The sequence below is a fragment of the Pseudomonas sp. NMI760_13 genome, assembly GCF_021283245.1.
Lineage (GTDB): Bacteria > Pseudomonadota > Gammaproteobacteria > Pseudomonadales > Pseudomonadaceae > Aquipseudomonas > Aquipseudomonas peradeniyensis.
In genome coordinates this window covers 1-3,188 of sequence record NZ_JAJSRC010000067.1, presented here as the reverse complement: position 1 = coordinate 3,188, position 3,188 = coordinate 1, and the positions used below count along the sequence as shown (strand labels likewise).

The following is a 3,188-nucleotide window of genomic DNA, read 5'->3' as shown; positions in this document are numbered from 1 at the left end:
CGCCGATGGTAGTGTGGGGTTTCCCCATGTGAGAGTAGGTCATCGTCAAGATTCATTTCGCAAAACCCCTATCTGCGCGAGCAGGTAGGGGTTTTGTCTTTTCTGCGTTCCCAAATAAACACAGTCTCCCCCTGTAGGAGCGGCCTTGCGCCGCGAAAGGGCCGCAACGCGGCCCCGGCGATATCAGCGTGATGCACAAACCCCGGCTCTGCTACGCAGCCCTTTCGCGGCACAAGGCCGCTCCTACACAGGCATCGCGCCGGCGGCAAGCCCGGCGGTAGCCCTTTTCCTATGCAAGCCCTCGGGGCGTGGCTATCATGCCAGCCTTATTCCAAGTCGAGACTGGCATGCTGAAGTTGTTGAATCTCCTCAAGGATGGCCGGTTCCATTCCGGTGAAGCCCTGGGGGCCGCCCTCGGGGTAAGCCGCAGCGCCGTCTGGAAGCAGCTGCAGCACCTTGAGAGCGAACTGAACCTGACCATTCACAAGGTCCGTGGCCGTGGCTATCAGCTGGCAGCGCCGCTGAACCTGCTTGAATCGCAGGCAATCGCCGGGTTCTCGGAAGCTGAGGCGTGGCCGACCTTCATTCACGACACCATCGACTCCACCAATGCCGAGGGTCTGAGGCTCGCCGCGCAGGGGCAAGCCGCGCCGTTCCTGGTGCTGGCCGAGCGCCAGAGCGCCGGGCGCGGACGTCGTGGCCGCCAATGGGTCAGTCCGTTCGCCGAAAACCTCTATTACAGCCTGGTACTGCGCATCGATGGTGGCATGCGCCAGCTCGAGGGCTTGAGCCTGGTGGTTGGCCTGGCGGTCATGCGCACGCTGAAGGCGTTCGGCCTGAAGGATGTCGGGCTGAAATGGCCTAATGATGTATTAGCCAGCGGGCGCAAGATCACCGGCATCCTCCTGGAGCTGGTCGGCGATCCGGCGGATGTCTGTCATGTGGTGCTGGGCATCGGTATCAATGTGAACATGCAGGGCGGGGATCAGATCGACCAACCCTGGACCTCCATGCGCGGCGAGACCGGACAACTGGTGGACCGTAACCGCTTGGTGGCGGAGCTCAGCCAGCAGCTGCAGCACGAGCTGGCTCGTCATCGCCGCTATGGTTTCGCCGCGTTCCAGGAAGAATGGGAGCAGGCGCACCTGTGGCAGGGGCGCAAAGTCTCGCTGGTCGCCGGCACCACTCGCGTCGATGGGGTGGCGTTGGGTGTGGATGGACAAGGCGGCTTGCGTCTCGAGGTGGAAGGTGTGGAAAAGAGCTTCAGCGGTGGCGAGCTCAGTCTGAGGTTGCGTGATGATTCTTGAGCTCGATTGCGGAAACAGCTTCATCAAGTGGCGCGTCATCCATGCGGCCGACGCCACCATCAATGGTGGTGGTATCGTCGACTCCGACCAGGCGCTGGTTGCGGCTGTCGCGGCGCTTTCATCCCTGCGCCTGATCGGCTGTCGCATGGTCAGTGTGCGCAGTGAAGAAGAAACTTCGGCGCTGTGCGCGTTGATCCTGTCTTCGTTCGGGGTCGCGGTACGCGTGGCCCAGCCGGTGAAAGAAATGGCCGGCGTTCGCAATGGCTATGAGGACTACCAGCGCCTGGGTATGGATCGCTGGCTCGGCGCGCTGGGCGCCTATCACCTGGCGGGTCGCGCCTGCCTGGTCATCGACTTCGGTACCGCGGCCAAGGCCGACTATGTCGCGGCCGACGGTGAGCACCTCGGTGGGTATATCTGTCCGGGCATGCCGCTGATGCGTAGTCAGCTGCGCACCCACACCCGGCGAATCCGCTATGACGATGCCTCGGCCGAGCGTGCCCTGGGCAGCCTGGCACCGGGGCGCTCCACGGTCGAAGCGGTCGAGCGTGGTTGCGTGCTCATGCTCCAGGGGTTTGCCCGTACCCAGATCGAGCAGGCCAGGGGGCTTTGGGGTGAGGACTTCACGGTCTTCCTGACTGGGGGCGATGCGCCGCTGGTGCAGGACGCCGCACCGCAGGCGCGCATCGTGCCGGATCTGGTCTTTGTCGGCCTGGCCATGGCCTGCCCAATTGAGTCGAGGTGACTATGCGCTGGTTATTTCTGCTGTTGGTGGTGCTCAACGTCGTCTATTACGTATGGCATCAGCAGGAGGCTCCACTTAAGGTCAAGGAAGTCGCCCCGTTATCGTTGTACAAAGGTTCCCAGCAGGAAATACGCCTGCTGCGCGAGACCGGGGCCGCGGCACCGGCCAGGCGGCGCGACGAATGCCTGGTGGTGGGCGGGCTGGCCGCACGCGAGCAGCTCGATGCCCTGCGTCAGCGCCTGCTCAGCCTGGATATCGCCGCCCTGCCGGTGGTTGGGCAGCTGCCGGGAGCCGAGGGTTTCTGGCTCAAGGTAGCCCCTGAAAGCGAGCGTTTGTTGGACCCTGCGGTGCTCTCGACTCTTTCCAAGGATTTCAAAGACTTAAAACACAAAATTATTTTGTGCGAGGGTATTGCAACTGCTGAATAGCTTGATAGAATGGCGCCCGCTTCACAGGGAACACCACCGAGGTGGTAGAGCTGGAGGCGGTGTCAAAGCAGCTAAGTTTCAGATTTGATTGAAAAAATTTGAAAAAACGCTTGACACTAGGACGGCAGACAAATAGAATGCCGGCCACATCTGGAGGGATTCCCGAGCGGTCAAAGGGGACGGACTGTAAATCCGTTGCGAGAGCTTCGAAGGTTCGAATCCTTCTCCCTCCACCAGTTTTAGCGAGAGCCGCAAGCTCCGCGGGTATAGTTTAGTGGTAGAACCTCAGCCTTCCAAGCTGATGATGCGGGTTCGATTCCCGCTACCCGCTCCAAGTTTGCTGTTGTTGCACAAAGTGTTTCGCTCTTGTAGCTCAGTTGGTAGAGCACACCCTTGGTAAGGGTGAGGTCAGCGGTTCAAATCCGCTCAAGAGCTCCATATAAACAAGGCAGATATGAAAATATCTGCCTTTGTTTTATAGGCTGTATGACTATTTCTTCTGCGGAGGACTGTATCGATGGCTAAGGAAAAGTTTGATCGTTCGCTACCTCACGTTAACGTCGGCACTATCGGCCACGTTGACCACGGTAAGACCACTCTGACTGCAGCGCTGACTCGCGTTTGCTCCGAGGTTTTCGGTTCGGCAATCGTTGAGTTCGACAAGATCGACTCGGCTCCGGAAGAAAAAGCACGCGGTATCACCATCAA

General features: G+C 60.1%; 4 protein-coding genes and 3 tRNA genes. All 7 read left to right on the top strand.

Annotated elements, in window-relative coordinates; genetic code table 11:
* The first annotated feature begins 347 nt into the window (after nt 1–347).
* Nucleotides 348–1,307 (top strand): bifunctional biotin--[acetyl-CoA-carboxylase] ligase/biotin operon repressor BirA, encoded by a 960-nt coding sequence (gene birA, locus LU671_RS29105; RefSeq protein WP_232857802.1) that lies wholly within the window; start codon nt 348–350, stop codon nt 1,305–1,307.
* On the top strand, nt 1,297–2,052 hold the full coding sequence (locus LU671_RS29100; protein WP_203649987.1) for a pantothenate kinase: 756 nt from the start codon (nt 1,297–1,299) through the stop codon (nt 2,050–2,052). The genes birA and LU671_RS29100 overlap by 11 nt, the downstream gene beginning before the upstream one ends.
* A 2-nt stretch (nt 2,053–2,054) precedes the next feature.
* Complete coding sequence (locus LU671_RS29095; RefSeq protein ID WP_110739041.1) at nt 2,055–2,480, top strand: hypothetical protein; 426 nt, start codon at nt 2,055–2,057, stop codon at nt 2,478–2,480.
* Between the two features lie 152 nt (nt 2,481–2,632).
* Nucleotides 2,633–2,716 (top strand) — tRNA-Tyr (locus LU671_RS29090).
* A gap of 24 nt (nt 2,717–2,740) precedes the next feature.
* A tRNA-Gly gene (locus LU671_RS29085) sits at nt 2,741–2,814 on the top strand.
* Nucleotides 2,815–2,842: 28 nt separating this feature from the next.
* Nucleotides 2,843–2,918, top strand: a tRNA-Thr gene (locus LU671_RS29080).
* A 79-nt stretch (nt 2,919–2,997) separates the two neighbouring features.
* On the top strand, nt 2,998–3,188 hold a 191-nt coding region (locus tag LU671_RS29075; protein ID WP_232857801.1), incomplete at its 3' end, for a GTP-binding protein.